Consider the following 15,451-nt stretch of genomic DNA (forward strand, 5'->3'; position numbering starts at 1 on the left):
GAGATTTTTTGAGAATGGAAAAGGATAACTACTTGAAAAATGCAGAGCTTTCGACCGAGCAGAATTACAACATGATTGATGGGATTCCGAATAATGCCCCTCTGCCTGTTCCGCAGGCCATGCTGGAGGAAAGGCCGAAAGACAGGGTAAAGGAGCCGCCGGCAAAGCGCAGGAGCCGGGAACGGGAGGAACGGTGAGCCGCCCCAAACGCAGGCGGGGCGTTCCCCTTTATGTTTGGGTGAGTAATGATGAATACGCCGCCATTCAGGAACGTATGGCACAAGCCGGAACACAGAATTTAAGCGCCTATATCCGCAAAATGGCGCTCAATGGCTATGTGCTGAATGTTGACCTTGCCCCCGTCCGGGAGCTGGTTTCCCTGCAACGCAGATGTGCCAACAATCTGAATCAGGTTGCCATTCATGCCAATACCTACGGCGTTTATCCGTCCGAAATTGCCGCCCTGCAAAAAGATTATACCGAGTTATGGGGCCGGGTTTCAGAGGTACTCAAACAGCTTACGGCGGTAGTGGAGCTATAAGGAAAGCGGGGAGCGTTGGCACAATGCCGCCGCTCCCCGCTTTTGCTACACAAAACACATTCATGAGAGTGAATCATTCTGATATAGAATCAACTATATCAGATGCCATTTTTATATTAACAATGATAGAACAAAAATCAGCTTCCTCATACTGCTTGAAATCAAATAAGTGTTTATCTTGACTTTTAATGCGAGTATATAGTGTATTAATTGACTGAAAAAGTATGGTAAGTGTATGCTTAAAGACCGACTTCCATAAAGCTATGTTTGATTGATTTAATTCAAATGTGAAAGCAATACTATCAGAAATGTCATCTACAACAGCATTTCTATAATTTTTCACAGTTGATATATCTGCATGTTCAAATTTACTTGCATCATTGTAGAATGACAGATACATTCCAAGTAACAATGGATCTTTTTCGGTTAATTCAAAAATGCTCTTATTCTTTAAAGGTTTTTGAGCGTTGTCTACAGTGTAACCCTCGGTTCTAAGAATACCCTTGATTTTATTAATTGTTGAGTTAATGACCTTGAAATCCAGTGTGGAAAATTCTTCAAATTGTGGAGTGTCCTCTGGCAAACTTCGTAAATATTTTTTTATGTTGTAAAGTTGTTGTAACTGAGTTATATGAGGCTCATAAAAATATTCTTTTACTCTGGAATTATCATTATCGTTGCATATATAAGAAATCCAAAGCATGTTGTTAAACTGACTTCGAGCAAGAATATATGCTTCTTGTTCCATATTATTTTCCAGTAATACAATGCAACTTTCAAATAGATTTGATTGTTTTGCAAGCAATGATAATACTTCGCGAAGCCATTCATATTTTTCTAAAATTATAAATGGCTGTCCTTCTTTAAGAATATCTTTATTAAGATGGTCTTGAATTTGACGTGAAAGCGAAATTGCTTTCTGTATAGAAATTGTATTATCCATATTAGTAAAACTCCTGTGTGCTAAGTTTGATTTACATATAGGTATGTATTGTCTTGTAGACGTGTTTTTTATAATTATTATACATAATTCCCGTGGCATCACAAGCGGTATATGTCTACTTCGGGCCAACTTGTCCCGAAGTTCCGGGACAAGATCGGTGTGGCCTCGACAACATTGTTACTCTCTGCACGAAATGGTAAAATATAGGTAGGATACAACAATAAGGTTGCTTAATGAAAGGAGAATTTTTATGAAGTTTATCAAACTGATATTTAAGATTATCGCCGCGCCGTTTGTGGTTCTGCTGACGATAGTAACACCCATGATTGAATTTGTGTTCTGCTATGCAGCCGCTCTCTTGCAAGTGGTTTCCGGGATAGGTGTTCTTATCAGTATTGCCCTGCTGATAAGCGGCGAAAAGCTGGGCTTCGGCGTGTTCCTGTTCCTGTCGTTTTTGATTTCTCCTCTTGGGATTCCCGCCATTGCGGAACACCTGATTGACGGACTGCACAGCCTGAACAACTCGCTTCGCTTTTTCATTGTAAACTAACATCAGAATAACAGAGCTGCCGGGCTACTTCGGGCCAACTTGGCCCGAAGTTGTTTTTTCGAGGAAAGGAGGAAATGCACATAGCAACCACCCGCCTTATGACCCGTCATGCAGGAAGCGGCATGACCATTATGGAAACCTTAAAGGACGGTTTTGATTACGGGAAAAATCCAGACAAGACCCGCAACGGCGATTTAATTCTTGCCTATGAATGTGACCCCGACACGGCTGACGCAGAATTTTTACTCTCAAAAGCAAAGTACAAAGCTATCACAGGGCGGGAACAAAAACGGGATAATGATGTGCTGTATTATCAAATCCGGCAGGCATTCCCGCCCGGCGAAACAGATCCGGAAACCGCCCTCAAAATCAGTTATGACCTTGCCATGCGCTGGACGAAAGGCCGACACGCCTTTTTCGTGGTTTCCCATGCTGACCGCCCCCACCCTCATTGCCATATCTACTACAATTCAACCTCGCTGGACTGCACCCGGAAATTCCGGGATTTTATCGGTTCGGCCCGTGCGGTGCGGCGGCTCTCCGACCGTATATGTTTTGAAAATAGGCTATCTGTTATTACCAATCCGAAACGCCACAGCAAGGGAAAATTCAAGCATTACGGGGAATGGCTCGGCGGTCATAAGCCGCCCACCTTTCAAGAGAAATTAAAGGCGCAGATTGATATTTGCCTTGCAACGAAGCCGCCGGATATGGATACCTTTTTACAAGCAATGGTGGCGGCTGGCTATGAAATCAAGCAGGGGCGCGGCGGCGCAATTAGCTTTCGGGCAGAGGGGCAGGAACGCTTTACCCGGCTCCGTGCTTCTACTCTTGGCAAGGGCTACGGGCAGGAGGATATACAAGCGGCGATTGAGGGCAGAACCGCCCCGCAGCAACGGCGCAAGGTCAATCTGATTGTGGATATTCAATCCCGTATGAAAGCTGGAAAAGGCCCTGCCTATGGACGGTGGGCAAAGGTATTCAACCTAAAGCAAATGGCGGCAGCCTTACAGTATTTACAGGAAAACGGCTTGATAGAATATGCGGATTTAGAGCAAAAGGCCGCAGAGCTTACCGACCACTTTCATGTGCTTTCGGATAGCATAAAATCCACCGAAGCCGCTATGCGTGTCAATGCGGAGCTAAAGGCGGCAGTGGTGGATTACGCTAAAACCCGGTCTGTGTTTGAGGGGTATAAGGCGGCGAAGTACAACAAGAAATATCTTGTGGAGCATGAAGCGGATATTGCCACCTACCGGGCGGCGCAGGACACCTTCCGGCGTTTGCTGTCCGGGGCAAAGTTACCTAAAATGGATACGCTGAAAGCAGAGTTTCAGCGGTTGTCGGCAGACAAGAAAAAGGCTTACCGGGAGTATCGGGAAACCAAAAAAGATATGCAGGAAATTGTAACGGTGAAAAGCAATATTGACCATCTGCTTGGCCTGATGGACGCGCAGAAAAATAAGGAAAGGGAGCGATAGCGACATGACGCAACATAAGGTGCGAAGCGCCGACTTCGGGCCAACTTGGCCCGAAGTGGCAGGGTTTGGGGCGGCTTGCCCCAACAAGCAATTTTTAAGATTTGACCGCAGGGAAAAATCTTAAAAATGTGCAAGTGTCAATACACTTGCCCTGCTTGCGGGTTAGCGTAAGCCCCAAAAATGGCACAAAAATTGTGGTTTGCTTTTAATATCCTTCCGCCCCAAAATTCCGATTACCAAATTTGTATTTTAAATTTGCATGTCTATCGAAAATCATTATCGCACTTTTTCCTTTGAGATATCCCATGATTTGCGATATACTGTATTTTGGTGGAATTGAGAGAAGCAAATGAATATGGTCGGGCATTATATGTCCTTCTATGATCGCAATTCCCTTCCTTTTGCATAAATCTCTTATGATTTGCCGTATGTCGTCCCTCAATTGATAATAGATTATCTTTCGCTGATACTTCGGCGTGAATACGTGGTCATTATGTCTGTCTGTGTGCGGTGATGATGGTGAAACTGTAAGCATTTACGGTAATTTCGCTGCCGAGATGTACTATGATACGACTCCAGAGGCAAGATATATGGAGCTATGGTTGCCATTAAGTTCATCGCAAAGTATAATGCAAATATGGATAAAAACAATGGAATACAAAAATAATCTACTCCGGTTTTTTGCCTATTGGTATGGCGATTTTTGGGCCTTTAGCAGATGTTGTCCCATTTCGTTGGGTTATGGTTTGGTTCAGGCGTTGCGTTAATTATTATTGCTACAGTTACACACTGCAATCTCATTTAGCAAATAAATAGATGTATCATGGAAAAATGCGAATGGATATTACTCGCTATTTATATAATTTGGAGGGTTATAAAGTTGAATAAAATAACAAAAAAGAATGTCATTCCCATACTAAGCGTTACAGTGGTTGGTGTTTTATTAGGTCTTTTTTCGGCCTATATAGACAATAGGCATATCCATATCAATTTCTTCTTAGGTCAAATAAATGTAAATGCGATTCTTTCAAATTTTGGTATATGGATCCTTATTGCATTATTTATTTCATTAAAAAGCGAAAAATCTATTTCAGCTGCAATTAGAGTTTTGTTTTTTTTCTTAAGTCTAAATATTACATTTCATATATACCATTTATTGATTCATGTTAATGTTAATAGCTATATGTTAATTTGGTATACAATTACCGCAATATCGCCGTTTTTGGCCGTTTTATGTCATAAAATAAAGCAAGATAATATCTTAGCGGTATTACTATCAGCAGGTGTTATTTCGGTAATGCTTTTGCAAATTATGTCCAGTAATCATGATGATATGTATTGTGAGATAATATTTTTAATTTGTGCTATAATTCTTATGCATAAAAAATTGATTACAACATTAATATCACTGTGTATAGGACCTGCTATTGCCTTTTTTCTGTATCAAATGCCTTTCTTTTCCTGAATGAGATGGTTTTTTAGTAAAAAGTCTGAAAATATGAAGGATTAATAGATGTTTACGACTTTTGCGAAGGATTTTGGATTGGAGTATATTTTGATATAATAATGACGCTTTCCAAAGGAAAATGTCCTTATCTAATACAATGGAATATTGATATGTGTTTGCGAGGGAACTGAACAAGTTGAAAAAGGTAAGACCTGACCTCTAGACCTGTGGCTAATACCGGCGTAAGAAAGCAATTTCTTACGCCATCTTTGCGTCTGAAAGAGCTTCCGAATTAATTGAAGTCTCTCATTTACACCCCTTGATAGATTACATAGATAGAGTTATCAAATGACAAATTGAATTGCCATACAGAAAAATAGACTTGCTCTGCGATTTTATTAGCCCTTAATAAAAAATCAACTTGACAATAATACAATGACAGTTTTGGTTACTTGGTCTTTAAAAATATTGAAGTCTAAGCCGTTGTGTGAAAATGCAGATTTTTCCTGTCTAAGAGCGTCAATTAAAATGCAGCAAGTGTAAACTTTTTCAAATAAGTCATCTTGCGTTATGCCATTTTTATTTAATAGCTCTTTAATTTTTAAAAAATATTCATTTTCAAAATTGGAAAAATGACGATTGATATCAGTATCTTCTGATATCATCATTCTTAACTGAGCCAGAGCGTGACTGGTATCGGCATATAAGTCAATATAATAACAGATCCAATTTTCGACAAAACTAGCTAGTGAAAAAGGTTGTTGCAAACTTAATTTTTCAAGTAAATGGCCTGAAATATTTTCAAGATAATCGTGAAAAGCAGCAATGTATATTTGTTTCTTATCTTTAAAGTAACTATATAGCGCTCCTGTTGAGATACCAGCACGTTTGGCAATCTCAATTGTATTGGTTTTATAATATCCTTTTTCGCAAAAAAGGGCAAACCCGGCATCTAGTATTTTTTTCTTTGTTTCAATAGAACGTTTTTGAATGGGTTCTCTTACATCATTCATAATATCACCTCTTTTTTATTATACTTGGAACTTTAAATCAGGTCAATGAAATGTGAATCATTATTCGCATTTTGTTGACATCTATCAATGCGGGTACTATAATAATAATGTGAATAATCATTCGTATATAGGAGGAAGAATAATGGATTTTTTAACACTGGCAAAACAACGCTGCACAACACGCGGCTTTACGGGAGCACAGATTCCAAAAGATGACTTAAATCAGATTTTATCGGCTGGACGTGTCGCCCCTACAGCCTGTAATAAACAACCACAAAGGATTATTGTTGTTCAAAGTGAAGAAAACATTTTAAAAATTAAAAAGGCTTATCAAACGTTTGGTTCTAAGTGTGTTTTTATCGTGTGTCGGGATCGACGGGATGAATTAATACGGCCATTTGATCAAAAATGTTCCGGCGATTTGGATATAGGTATTGTCTGTGACCACCTGATGTTGGCAGCAAGAGAATTAAATATTGGAAGCGTAATGGTTGGTTTGTTTGATCCCGCAATTATAAGCAATGAATTTCATTTACCAGAGTACATAGAACCGACAGCTTTACTCTTAATGGGGTATCCAGAAAAAGGCTTTTTAAGTCCAGAGCGTCATATTGCCCAACGCAAAGAAATAAGCGAAACGGTGATGTATGAGAAATATATAGATTAAGGTAAAAGTCTTCCATAGGAGTTGTTGAGTATGAAAGTATTAGTAAGTGCATGTGTACTAGGATGTAATTGTAAATATAATGGAAGAAACAATCGCAATGAAGCTGTGATTGAATATCTAAAAGGAAAAGAGGTTCTCAGTATTTGTCCTGAAATGTTAGCCAATATGCCTATTCCCCGACCATGTGCTGAGATTGTTGATGAAGTAGTGATGGATGATAAGGGAAATAATGTTGATTCTGATTATAGGAAAGCAGTTGCGCTTGCATTAGAAAAAATAGAAGGAGAAAAAATTGATTTGGCTATTTTGCAGTCAAGAAGTCCAACTTGCGGAGTTAACAATATATATGATGGAACATTTACCGGGAAGCTAATATCTGGTCAGGGACTTTTTGCTAAAGCCCTGATTACTAAAGGGTACCCCGTAAAAGATGCAGAAGATTTTAATATGTAGATTCGAAATAGAAAAATTCAATGTTTTTGCCGAATATCAGTTGGTCGTCGTGTCTAACTTTTCATTACATTAGAAAGAGGGATTAGCATTGCTGATCCCTTTTTCTGTACTCCAAAGGGGTACAGCCAATCTGTTCTCGGAAAGTTTTCGTAAAGTAGCTGCTGCTTTGAAATCCGCATTGAAAGGCAATATCGATAGAAGTCATATCTGTATCGATTAACATTTGACATGCTTTTTGGATTCGATATTGTTTCAGGTACTGATTCGGTGTGGAATGGATTGTACGGTGAAAACAGCGCAGAACTTCGCTTTCACTGATCAGCGCTACCCTTGCTAAAGTAGAGATGGTTATGGTTTCTGAAAAATGCATCTGAATGTATTGAAGCATGGTTTTTATTCGATCGGCATTTCGAAGATTTCGAATGCTGGGTTTTGCTTCACATATGGAATGATTTGTTAGCACAATTAGAATCAATTGCGATAATTCGTTCCTGACATATATTTCAAAACCATTTTCAGTGTTATAAAGTCTGTTCCATACAGAAATCGAGTAAGCGAGTATTTTGTCCTGCCAGTTAATGAATGGGTCTAATAAAATGTATGGCAGATTTTTATTCTGGATAATCGGCTCAATATAATTTTGCCAGTATATACTATCTATGCTTCCGATTAGCCTTGGATGAAAAACAATGGATCTTAAAACGTATTCGCCATCGTTTGTTGCATGAATGGAATGAAGAAAGCCTGCATTGATAAATATCCCTTGATTTTTGTTTAGGATATGTTCTGTGCTATTAACAGATACTTTTATCGATCCTGAGATTACCCATATAATCTCAAAATCTTCGTGCCAGTGCCAGGGAATAGAATAGCTTGATAAGTTTTCCTCATAAAAAGCAATCGGGAATTCTGACGTTCCATGCTTTTGAACTTCTTCACCGGAAGAATTCACTGTTACATTACATTTTGCTATGCTCATACAAGATACCTTCTCTTTGACGATTTTATTATATAATTTCGAGTGAAATATTATATAAAAGTTCGTTGAATGATGATATTATTATATCACAAAAAAGAGAAGGAGATCAATATGTTTCAATTACTGTTAGTAATTATCTATATTGCATTTATTAGTCTTGGATTGCCCGATTCCTTATTGGGTTCGGCATGGCCATCCATGTATATGGAATTTGGGGTGCCGATTTCATACATAGGCGTCATTTCTATGATTATTGCAATCGGAACCGTTGTTTCAAGTTTACAGAGTGATAAACTTACCCGTAAATTTGGAACCGGAAAGATAACGACCATCAGCATTACTATGACGGCAGTTGCTTTATTTGGCTTTTCCAGTTCACACTCATTTGGTTTGCTTTGTTTCTGGGCAGTTCCTTACGGACTTGGAGCAGGTAGTGTTGATGCATCCTTGAATAATTATGTAGCACTTCACTATGCAAGCAGACATATGAGTTGGCTTCATTGTATGTGGGGAATCGGCGCAACTATTGGGCCTTATATGATGGGATATGCCTTGAAGCATGGTCAGAATTGGAATGCAGGTTATCAATATATTTCCTTTTTACAGATTGCTTTTGCAGTAGTTTTGTTTTTTAGCCTGCCGTTATGGAAGAACCAAAAAGGGACGGCAGAAGAGAATGATATTTTAGCGGGAAAAGCATTGCCTTTGAAAGAGGTAATTCAGATTTCTGGAGCAAAAGAAGTAATGCTTTGTTTCTTTTGCTACTGTGCTTTGGAACAGACGACCGGCTTATGGGCAAGCAGTTATCTTACCCTGATCAAAGGATTTTCAATTGAGACAGCGGCTGGTTTTGCAAGTATGTTTTTTATTGGTATTACCATTGGGAGGGTATTAAGTGGATTTATAAGTATGAAATTAAGCGATTTACAAATGATTCGTCTGGGGCAGGGAATCATTGCGGCTGGTATTATTATGATGTTACTGCCGTTAAATGAAGTAATATCTTTGGTCGGCTTGTTTTTCTTTGGTTTTGGATGTGCGCCAATCTACCCATGTATTATTCACTCCACTCCGTCCCGTTTTGGTGCGGATAAGTCACAGGCAATCATCGGGGTTCAGATGGCAAGTGCATATGTGGGAACCTGTGTGATGCCGCCGCTATTCGGCTTAATTGCAAAGCATATAAATATTGTTTTGCTGCCGGTATATTTGCTAATCATTCTTTTATTAATGGTGATGATGCATGAATTGCTGGTAAAAAAAACTGCTTGAAGGGATGAAGAAAATGTTTGCTGATTATCATGTTCACACAGAATTTAGCGATGATTCTGTTTATGAAATGGAAGAGGTTGTAAAAGATGCAATACAAATAAAAATGGAAGAAATATGTTTTACGGATCATGTAGATTATGGAGTTAAGCTGGACTGGAATGATAAGAAAGAAATTCAATATCGCGATGGTATGCCTATGGCAAATGTGTATTATCCAGAATATTTTGAGACGATTAAGGAATTACAATATTTATATGGTGACTTGATTGCTATAAAAAAGGGAATGGAGTTTGGAGTACAGGTGCATACAATTTCTCAATATGAAAAGCTCTTTGTGAAATATCCATTTGATTTTATTATTCTATCTGTGCATCAAATAGATAACTTGGAATTATGGACACAGGATTTTCAGAAAGGAAAGAGCCAGAAAGAATATAACGAAAAATATTATCAAGAGCTGCTGGAAATTGTAAAACAATATAAAAATTATAGTGTTTTGGGACATTTAGATATTATTATAAGATATGATAAAAATGGCACATATCCGTTTGAAAAGATTTCAGACATAGTTAATGAAATTTTAAAAATTGTCATTCGTGATGGAAAAGGAATAGAAGTAAATACGTCATCCTACAGATATGGACTTACGGATATGACACCATCCAAAGATATACTTACTTTATATAAAAAATTAGGCGGTGAGATTATCACGATTGGAAGCGACAGTCATAAAAAAGGACAGCTAGGTGCACATATTGAAAATACCAAGAAAGTATTATTCGATATGGGATTTCGATATCATTGTACATACGAGAATATGAGGCCGCATTTTCATAAGTTGATATAATAGAAAATTGTCCGGATAACTTAGTTTATCTTCACTATAAAAGGAGACACAGTATGCGATCAGAAAAAGAAATGATGGATTTAATCATAGCAGTTGCCAACAATGATGTCCGCATTCGTGCGGCCTACTTAGAAGGTTCACGTGCAAATCCAAATGTACCAAAAGATATCTTTCAAGATTATGATATTGTATATGTTGTTACAGAAACAAGGTCATTCAGAGAGGACAAAGCCTGGATTGATCGATTTGGTGAGCGCTTGTATATGCAATATCCAGAGGAAAATATCTACTACACTTCTGATGTTGAAAATTGCTATGGTTGGCTAATTCAATTCACTGATGGAAATAGATTGGATTTACATGTAAAGACATTAGAAAATGTACTTAATAGTCTAGAATTGTATAAAACACTAGTTGACAAGGACAATATCATGCCTCAAAAACAAGTATTGTCCGATGAAGAATATTGGGTGAAAAAGCCGGTGCCAAATCAATTCTATTGTACATGTAATGAATTTTGGTGGTGTTTAAATAATGTGGCGAAGGGATTATGGAGGAATGAGATTCCATATGCAATGGATATGATAAATTTTCAAATAAGGCCAATGCTTAGGCGGCTGCTGGAATGGAAAATTGGGATTGATAATGATTTTTCAGTCAGCGCAGGGAAATCCGCAAAATACATGGACAAGTATTTGCCGAAAGGGATTTATGAACAATACTTAGAATCTTATTCGAAAGCACAAATAAACGCTATATGGGATGCTGTTTTTCTCATGTGCGATTTGTTTCAGAAAATTTCTTTGGAGGTAAGTGAGAAATTAAATTTCCCCTACGATTTGACAGAAGCAAGAAATAGCAAGAGCTACCTTGAGCGCGTTAAAAGCTTACCGTCCAACGCAACAGAAATATACTAGATTTGCCTATTGCGATGAAGAGGAAGCGCTTTGCCTTAAGGAATACGAATATAAGCGCAAGCAAAATAATACACCCGAAGATATGTTTATACAAATTGATATTCCACTGACATTGGTACATCAATTTGAACTTATGAAAAACGCCGGTTTTAAAACGGTTGAAGTTTTGTATCAAAATTGTGGAACAGTAATTATTAGAGCAGAAAAATAGCAACTAATGAAATGATGTAGGGGGTGATAATGATTGAAGTTCAATGGTTACTATGTCCTATATGTGGCAATAAAACAAGACTGAAAATTAGGAAAGATACAATCCTCGAAAACTTCCCCCTATACTGTCCCAAATGTAAACAAGAATCTCTAATCAATGTGCTACAACTCAATATGTCAGTTATCAAAGAGCCAGACGCAAAGACGCAGAGCCGATAATCAATGAGTACATATCTCTTGATTATCGGCTCTTTTCATATAACAATTTTCTGTTATACGATTGCTGACAAATTTAACAGACATACAAAGCCGTCATTTTCCGTTAAAAATCGGAAAGAGTATACCTGTAATTCTTCTTATTCTGGCGGCTTTGGGATAAGGAGGTTTTTATGTACCCCAAAGCATTTTTTTCTCTGAGAGAAACGCCGCCATATTGTGACGGTTTAATATAGCAGAAAAATTTCATTTACATAGTTTAAAAGTATTATATCAACTTGTGGGCGGCTATTGCGCCCATTTTTTATTCGACACCTTTCGCGCTAATTTGCGTAAAGGTGTTTTTTTGTATCCTTTTTTCACTGACAACGTATGGAACAAGCCTTGTCACTTCGGGCCAACTTGGCCCGAAGTCCGACCTCGCTGTCGTTCCCCTCCCGCTCCATTTCGATTCACTATTCCCTAAAAAATCGAAATGGAGGAACGCCTTATGACAAAAATCAATCTGCGGGATTATTACCCGTTTTATAATTCAGACTTTTTTGTTGAGATATCAGATGAAATCAAGGACGCTTTGCTGGAAGCAGAACGTTTGGAGAAAAACTACATTCGCCGCCGCTTCTATAACAAAGCCCACTATTCGCTGGACGCTGACGACGGGATCGAAAAGGATATTCTTTTTGAATCCCTTTCCCCTTGCGAGATTTACGAGCGTAAAATTACTTCCGAACAACTGCACTCCGCAATCGCTTACTTGCCGGACAAGCAAGGAAAACGAATTTATGCCCATTACATACTCGGTATGAGTAAATCCGATATTGCACGGGCAGAGGGTATAAATGAAAAAGCCGTCAGAGTTGCTATTGAGAAAGGGTTGAAAAGCATGGAGAAATTTTTGAAAAAGTCTTAATTTCCAGTTCCGAATTTGCCTTTCAAATCACACGGCTATTAGAAGGAGTTTTTTCTCCATCTGCCGTTCTTTGACAACTGAATACAGATAACCCGGATACGTTCAATCAAAAGGGAGCCAAGCCACAGGGTACGCCAAAACCGCCCGTTGAAAGGGGGAAAAACCAAACGGAGCGTGAGCGATTCCTACCAACTGTGACAGAGCAGATATGGCAATCTACCCGGCGATAATCTTTTGATTGGTACAATGATACTTACGGTTTGAACGCGTCACAGTATTGACCGTCGCGCCATCAGCATGGGGCGGGGTGAAATTCCCATGAGGGCGGTTGCCGCCGCCTGTCCGGGTTATCCTCTTATTTACCATATAGGAGGCCGCGCCGGGCATTTCTGTCTAATGACAGCCCATTCTTTCCCGGCGCGGCACTCCCCTTATTCTGGCATAGGAGAATCGAAATGGAAAAAGATATGAATTTATCGGAAATACTGCCTGAACCGTGGAGCAACAATGCTTGTCGCGGCTATGTCATTTGGGCAATGGAAAGCTGTGGTTTTAGCTCTGATGATATTCGGCGCGTGGTTATGGAACTGAACGAAAGATTTGACTTCAAATCCATTCACGAAGCAGACGGGCATTACCGGAACAGTCCCTATTGACTTCGGGCCAACTCGGCCCGAAGTATGAGGAAAGATTAACAGCCATCACTTTTGCTTATAAAGTGGTGACTGTTTATGTTTCCTCATAGGACAGCAGGAAACATAAAGTACATTTTTCATTTGAGAAGGAGGCACAAAGCGATGGTAAATCTGGAACAGATCATCACAATGCAAGATGTGGATATTGCCACAGTGGATAAATCACAGTTGACAGATGTTAGCGGAATCGACTTTGATAACAGCCTGCCTCAAAGGGAACGTGCGGCACATATTTTGAAGCAGGTAAAAAACCCTTACTGCTTCCGTCATGGAGATACTGCGGTAAAGGTAGAGTTCCCGGAGGACGGCCCCCCCTTGCAGGATGTAATTACAAACTTTCTTATACGGCAGAAAAGCGGCCTGTAATCGGTCATGCCACTTCGGGCCAACTTGGCCCGAAGTCGGTAATATCAGCTATCTAACGGTATTTTTAAGCCCTCGACAACATTGTTCGCATTATGCTGAAATGGTATAATGTAAGTGTAATGTGATAGGAAGGAGGAAGCATGGCACGAACCAAAAACAGGGAAACAAATACTGCTGTTTCTCAATTTTCGTATAATCCTACACGGTGGAATCTTGCAAAATATATCCGGTTATCCAAAGAGGACTTGAATCGTGGCAAGGACGACAGCAACAGTGTCACCAATCAAAAAAAGTTGCTTGATGATTATTACAGACAGCACCTTGATGAATTTGAAAGCGCCGAAACCTATGTTGATGACGGTTGCACAGGTACAGACACGAACCGGGCAGATTTTCAAAGACTGCTGGCCGACATTTACGCGAAAAAGGTAAACTGCGTGATTGTCAAAGACCTTTCCCGTCTTTCCCGTAACTATACGGACGCCGGGAGCCTGATTGAAAATTTGTTTGTTCAGATGAATGTACGCTTTATCAGCTTGGCAGAGGGCGTAGACAGTTATTTGAACCCTGACAGCGTATCAAGTATTCTTGTTCCTATAACGAACGTAATGAACGACCAGTATTGTTACCAAACTTCAAAGAAAATCCGTCAGGTGTTTGACTACAAGAAACGTAATGGCGAATTTATTGGCTCCTATGCCCCCTATGGCTACATCAAAGACCCCAATGATAAACACGCTTTGTTGGTAGACCATGAAGCCGCCGAAGTGGTAAAGCAGATTTTTTCCATGTGTCTAAGCGGTATGACCGTCAGGGCTATTGTGAATCATCTGAACGACCACGGTGTTATGTGTCCTTCCGTTTACAAGCAAAGTCAGGGATTAAAGTACAAATGCCCCAACGGACAGACACAGCCCATGTGGAGTACCATTACTATCAGCAATATGCTGAAAAATCCCGTCTATGTTGGAGATATGGCACAGGGGCGAAACCGTGTGAAAAGCTACAAGATACACAAAATCGAAGCTGTACCTGAAAAAGACTGGATTGTTGTCCCGAATACCCATGAACCGATTATTGACCGCGAAGCCTTTGAAAAGGTTAAGCAACTGCTAAAGCGTGACACCCGCACTTCTCCAAAACAGAAACAGCTTTATCTGTTTAGCGGCTTTCTCCGCTGTGCGGATTGTGGCCGGGCAATGTCGCGGATAGCAAGCAAGGAATTGTACGTTTACTACCAATGCGGAACATATAAGAGCCTTTCTAAAAAAGCCTGCACTATGCACTCTATTAAAAGCACAAGGCTTGAAGCGGCTGTACTCTATGCAATCCGGCAACAGGTACATCTTGCAGTCAGCTATTCCGCTATTGTATCAAAAATTAACTTGGCTCCGCTCAAAAAAAGCCAGTCGATACGGCTGAATGAACTGATTACCGCAAAAGAAAAAGAGCTTACCAAAATCATGCGGTACAAGCAAGCACTTTATCAGGACTGGAAAGACGGTCATATCACACATAATGATTACCGCCACATGAGTGAAGATTATGAACAGCAAAATGAAGCCATTGGCACAGTGATTGCCAATCTGAAAAAAGAGCGGGACGAACTGGAAAATGGCATTGACACCGAAAATCCTTTTTTAGCAACTTTCCGAAAATACGAGAACATCGACAAGCTGACAAGAGAAATCTTAATCGAACTGGTTGACCATATCAAAGTATACGAGGGCGGCGACATAAGCATACGGTTTAAGTTTGCCGACGAGCTGCGCCGCATTATCCAGTATATCGAAGTCAACTCGCATTTACAGGTAGGATAAGACACCTACACACGAACAGAGCTTGTTGGTTTTCCTAATATATAACACTCATAATACCCTCTTGCCCAGAAATGTCGATTTCCATATTTGTACTTTAAATTTGCGTGCCTATCGAATATCATGA

At 39.6% G+C, this 15,451-nt stretch carries 19 protein-coding genes and 2 pseudogenes; 16 read left to right on the plus strand and 5 right to left on the minus strand.

The annotated features are described in order from the left end of the window. The first annotated feature begins 14 nt into the window (after positions 1–14). Both OUY18_RS12365 and OUY18_RS12370 read left to right on the plus strand, forming a co-directional pair. Positions 15–197 (plus strand): DUF4316 domain-containing protein, encoded by a 183-nt coding sequence (locus OUY18_RS12365; protein WP_011988851.1) that lies wholly within the window; start codon positions 15–17, stop codon positions 195–197. Further along, the gene (locus OUY18_RS12370; RefSeq protein WP_011988850.1) at positions 194–541 is read left to right on the plus strand and encodes a plasmid mobilization protein; all 348 of its coding nucleotides are present in this window, start codon (positions 194–196) and stop codon (positions 539–541) included. The genes OUY18_RS12365 and OUY18_RS12370 overlap by 4 nt, the downstream gene beginning before the upstream one ends. 73 nt (positions 542–614) lie before the next feature. Here the strand turns inward: OUY18_RS12370 and OUY18_RS12375 are convergent, their stop codons facing one another. Next, on the minus strand, positions 615–1,484 hold the full coding sequence (locus OUY18_RS12375) for a DUF5677 domain-containing protein (protein WP_011988849.1): 870 nt from the start codon (positions 1,482–1,484) through the stop codon (positions 615–617). 250 nt (positions 1,485–1,734) lie between these two features. Between OUY18_RS12375 and OUY18_RS12380 the strand changes: the two genes are divergently transcribed. Then, a complete protein-coding gene (locus OUY18_RS12380) occupies positions 1,735–2,034 on the plus strand; it encodes a CD1845 family protein (protein WP_009064829.1) in 300 nt (99 codons plus the stop codon). A gap of 74 nt (positions 2,035–2,108) precedes the next feature. After that, positions 2,109–3,515, plus strand: coding sequence for a relaxase/mobilization nuclease domain-containing protein (locus tag OUY18_RS12385; protein ID WP_419196145.1), 1,407 nt, complete (start codon positions 2,109–2,111; stop codon positions 3,513–3,515). Positions 3,516–3,723: 208 nt separating this feature from the next. On the opposite strand, the pseudogene tnpA reads toward OUY18_RS12385, so the two are convergent. Beyond that, positions 3,724–4,050 (minus strand): annotated as a pseudogene (gene tnpA / locus OUY18_RS12390) (IS200/IS605 family transposase); the annotation flags it as partial. Positions 4,051–4,395: 345 nt separating this feature from the next. On the opposite strand from tnpA, the gene OUY18_RS12395 reads away from it, so the two are divergent. After that, the gene (locus tag OUY18_RS12395) at positions 4,396–4,980 is read left to right on the plus strand and encodes a hypothetical protein (protein ID WP_020073007.1); all 585 of its coding nucleotides are present in this window, start codon (positions 4,396–4,398) and stop codon (positions 4,978–4,980) included. 398 nt (positions 4,981–5,378) lie between these two features. On the opposite strand, the gene OUY18_RS12400 is transcribed toward OUY18_RS12395, so the two are convergent. Continuing rightward, positions 5,379–5,975 carry a TetR/AcrR family transcriptional regulator gene (locus tag OUY18_RS12400; protein WP_009064831.1) on the minus strand — a complete coding sequence of 199 codons (597 nt, stop codon included), beginning with the start codon at positions 5,973–5,975 and terminating at the stop codon, positions 5,379–5,381. 142 nt (positions 5,976–6,117) lie between these two features. Between OUY18_RS12400 and OUY18_RS12405 the strand changes: the two genes are divergently transcribed. Further along, the gene (locus OUY18_RS12405) at positions 6,118–6,642 is read left to right on the plus strand and encodes a nitroreductase family protein (protein WP_009064821.1); all 525 of its coding nucleotides are present in this window, start codon (positions 6,118–6,120) and stop codon (positions 6,640–6,642) included. A gap of 30 nt (positions 6,643–6,672) precedes the next feature. Next, the gene (locus tag OUY18_RS12410; protein ID WP_011988846.1) at positions 6,673–7,095 is read left to right on the plus strand and encodes a DUF523 domain-containing protein; all 423 of its coding nucleotides are present in this window, start codon (positions 6,673–6,675) and stop codon (positions 7,093–7,095) included. An 82-nt stretch (positions 7,096–7,177) separates the two neighbouring features. On the opposite strand, the gene OUY18_RS12415 is transcribed toward OUY18_RS12410, so the two are convergent. After that, positions 7,178–8,074, minus strand: coding sequence for an AraC family transcriptional regulator (locus tag OUY18_RS12415; RefSeq protein WP_009064827.1), 897 nt, complete (start codon positions 8,072–8,074; stop codon positions 7,178–7,180). A gap of 111 nt (positions 8,075–8,185) precedes the next feature. Here OUY18_RS12415 and OUY18_RS12420 point away from each other — a divergent pair, with 111 nt between their 5' ends. The 9 genes from OUY18_RS12420 (at position 8,186) to OUY18_RS12460 (ending at position 15,327) form a co-directional block, all read left to right on the plus strand. Continuing rightward, complete coding sequence (locus OUY18_RS12420; protein ID WP_009064824.1) at positions 8,186–9,346, plus strand: MFS transporter; 1,161 nt, start codon at positions 8,186–8,188, stop codon at positions 9,344–9,346. Between the two features lie 13 nt (positions 9,347–9,359). Next, positions 9,360–10,193, plus strand: coding sequence for a histidinol-phosphatase HisJ family protein (locus OUY18_RS12425; protein WP_009064810.1), 834 nt, complete (start codon positions 9,360–9,362; stop codon positions 10,191–10,193). A 53-nt stretch (positions 10,194–10,246) separates the two neighbouring features. After that, positions 10,247–11,110: an aminoglycoside 6-adenylyltransferase gene (locus OUY18_RS12430; protein WP_011988845.1), complete on the plus strand. Its 864-nt coding sequence runs from the start codon at positions 10,247–10,249 to the stop codon at positions 11,108–11,110. Next, entirely contained in the window at positions 11,064–11,321 is a 258-nt protein-coding gene (locus tag OUY18_RS12435) for a hypothetical protein (protein ID WP_011988844.1), read from the plus strand. Before OUY18_RS12430 ends, OUY18_RS12435 begins: the two co-directional genes overlap by 47 nt. A gap of 29 nt (positions 11,322–11,350) precedes the next feature. Then, positions 11,351–11,539 carry a cysteine-rich KTR domain-containing protein gene (locus OUY18_RS12440; RefSeq protein ID WP_011988843.1) on the plus strand — a complete coding sequence of 63 codons (189 nt, stop codon included), beginning with the start codon at positions 11,351–11,353 and terminating at the stop codon, positions 11,537–11,539. A 487-nt stretch (positions 11,540–12,026) separates the two neighbouring features. Further along, positions 12,027–12,446: an RNA polymerase sigma factor gene (locus tag OUY18_RS12445; RefSeq protein WP_268059094.1), complete on the plus strand. Its 420-nt coding sequence runs from the start codon at positions 12,027–12,029 to the stop codon at positions 12,444–12,446. A 455-nt stretch (positions 12,447–12,901) separates the two neighbouring features. After that, positions 12,902–13,102, plus strand: coding sequence for a hypothetical protein (locus tag OUY18_RS12450; RefSeq protein WP_011988842.1), 201 nt, complete (start codon positions 12,902–12,904; stop codon positions 13,100–13,102). Positions 13,103–13,243: 141 nt separating this feature from the next. Beyond that, positions 13,244–13,507, plus strand: a complete 264-nt coding sequence (locus OUY18_RS12455; protein WP_009064822.1) for a DUF6870 family protein — start codon at positions 13,244–13,246, stop codon at positions 13,505–13,507. A 140-nt stretch (positions 13,508–13,647) separates the two neighbouring features. Next, entirely contained in the window at positions 13,648–15,327 is a 1,680-nt protein-coding gene (locus tag OUY18_RS12460) for a recombinase family protein (protein ID WP_011988840.1), read from the plus strand. Between the two features lie 50 nt (positions 15,328–15,377). Here the strand turns inward: OUY18_RS12460 and OUY18_RS13900 are convergent. After that, positions 15,378–15,451, minus strand: a pseudogene (locus OUY18_RS13900) (IS200/IS605 family transposase); the annotation flags it as partial.

The sequence above is a fragment of the Caproiciproducens galactitolivorans genome (assembly GCF_026672255.1).
Lineage (GTDB): Bacteria > Bacillota > Clostridia > Oscillospirales > Acutalibacteraceae > Caproiciproducens > Caproiciproducens galactitolivorans_A.

Bases quoted from the DNA above. Each gene is read 5' to 3' on its own strand.
- OUY18_RS12365 (WP_011988851.1), top strand. From the start codon at position 15: ATGGAAAAGGATAACTACTTGAAAAATGCAGAGCTTTCGACCGAGCAG.
- OUY18_RS12375 (WP_011988849.1), bottom strand. From the start codon at position 1,484: ATGGATAATACAATTTCTATACAGAAAGCAATTTCGCTTTCACGTCAA.
- OUY18_RS12380 (WP_009064829.1), top strand. From the start codon at position 1,735: ATGAAGTTTATCAAACTGATATTTAAGATTATCGCCGCGCCGTTTGTG.
- OUY18_RS12385 (WP_419196145.1), top strand. From the start codon at position 2,109: ATGCACATAGCAACCACCCGCCTTATGACCCGTCATGCAGGAAGCGGC.
- OUY18_RS12400 (WP_009064831.1), bottom strand. From the start codon at position 5,975: ATGAATGATGTAAGAGAACCCATTCAAAAACGTTCTATTGAAACAAAG.
- OUY18_RS12405 (WP_009064821.1), top strand. From the start codon at position 6,118: ATGGATTTTTTAACACTGGCAAAACAACGCTGCACAACACGCGGCTTT.
- OUY18_RS12410 (WP_011988846.1), top strand. From the start codon at position 6,673: ATGAAAGTATTAGTAAGTGCATGTGTACTAGGATGTAATTGTAAATAT.
- OUY18_RS12415 (WP_009064827.1), bottom strand. From the start codon at position 8,074: ATGAGCATAGCAAAATGTAATGTAACAGTGAATTCTTCCGGTGAAGAA.
- OUY18_RS12420 (WP_009064824.1), top strand. From the start codon at position 8,186: ATGTTTCAATTACTGTTAGTAATTATCTATATTGCATTTATTAGTCTT.
- OUY18_RS12425 (WP_009064810.1), top strand. From the start codon at position 9,360: ATGTTTGCTGATTATCATGTTCACACAGAATTTAGCGATGATTCTGTT.
- OUY18_RS12430 (WP_011988845.1), top strand. From the start codon at position 10,247: ATGCGATCAGAAAAAGAAATGATGGATTTAATCATAGCAGTTGCCAAC.
- OUY18_RS12440 (WP_011988843.1), top strand. From the start codon at position 11,351: ATGATTGAAGTTCAATGGTTACTATGTCCTATATGTGGCAATAAAACA.
- OUY18_RS12445 (WP_268059094.1), top strand. From the start codon at position 12,027: ATGACAAAAATCAATCTGCGGGATTATTACCCGTTTTATAATTCAGAC.
- OUY18_RS12450 (WP_011988842.1), top strand. From the start codon at position 12,902: ATGGAAAAAGATATGAATTTATCGGAAATACTGCCTGAACCGTGGAGC.
- OUY18_RS12455 (WP_009064822.1), top strand. From the start codon at position 13,244: ATGGTAAATCTGGAACAGATCATCACAATGCAAGATGTGGATATTGCC.
- OUY18_RS12460 (WP_011988840.1), top strand. From the start codon at position 13,648: ATGGCACGAACCAAAAACAGGGAAACAAATACTGCTGTTTCTCAATTT.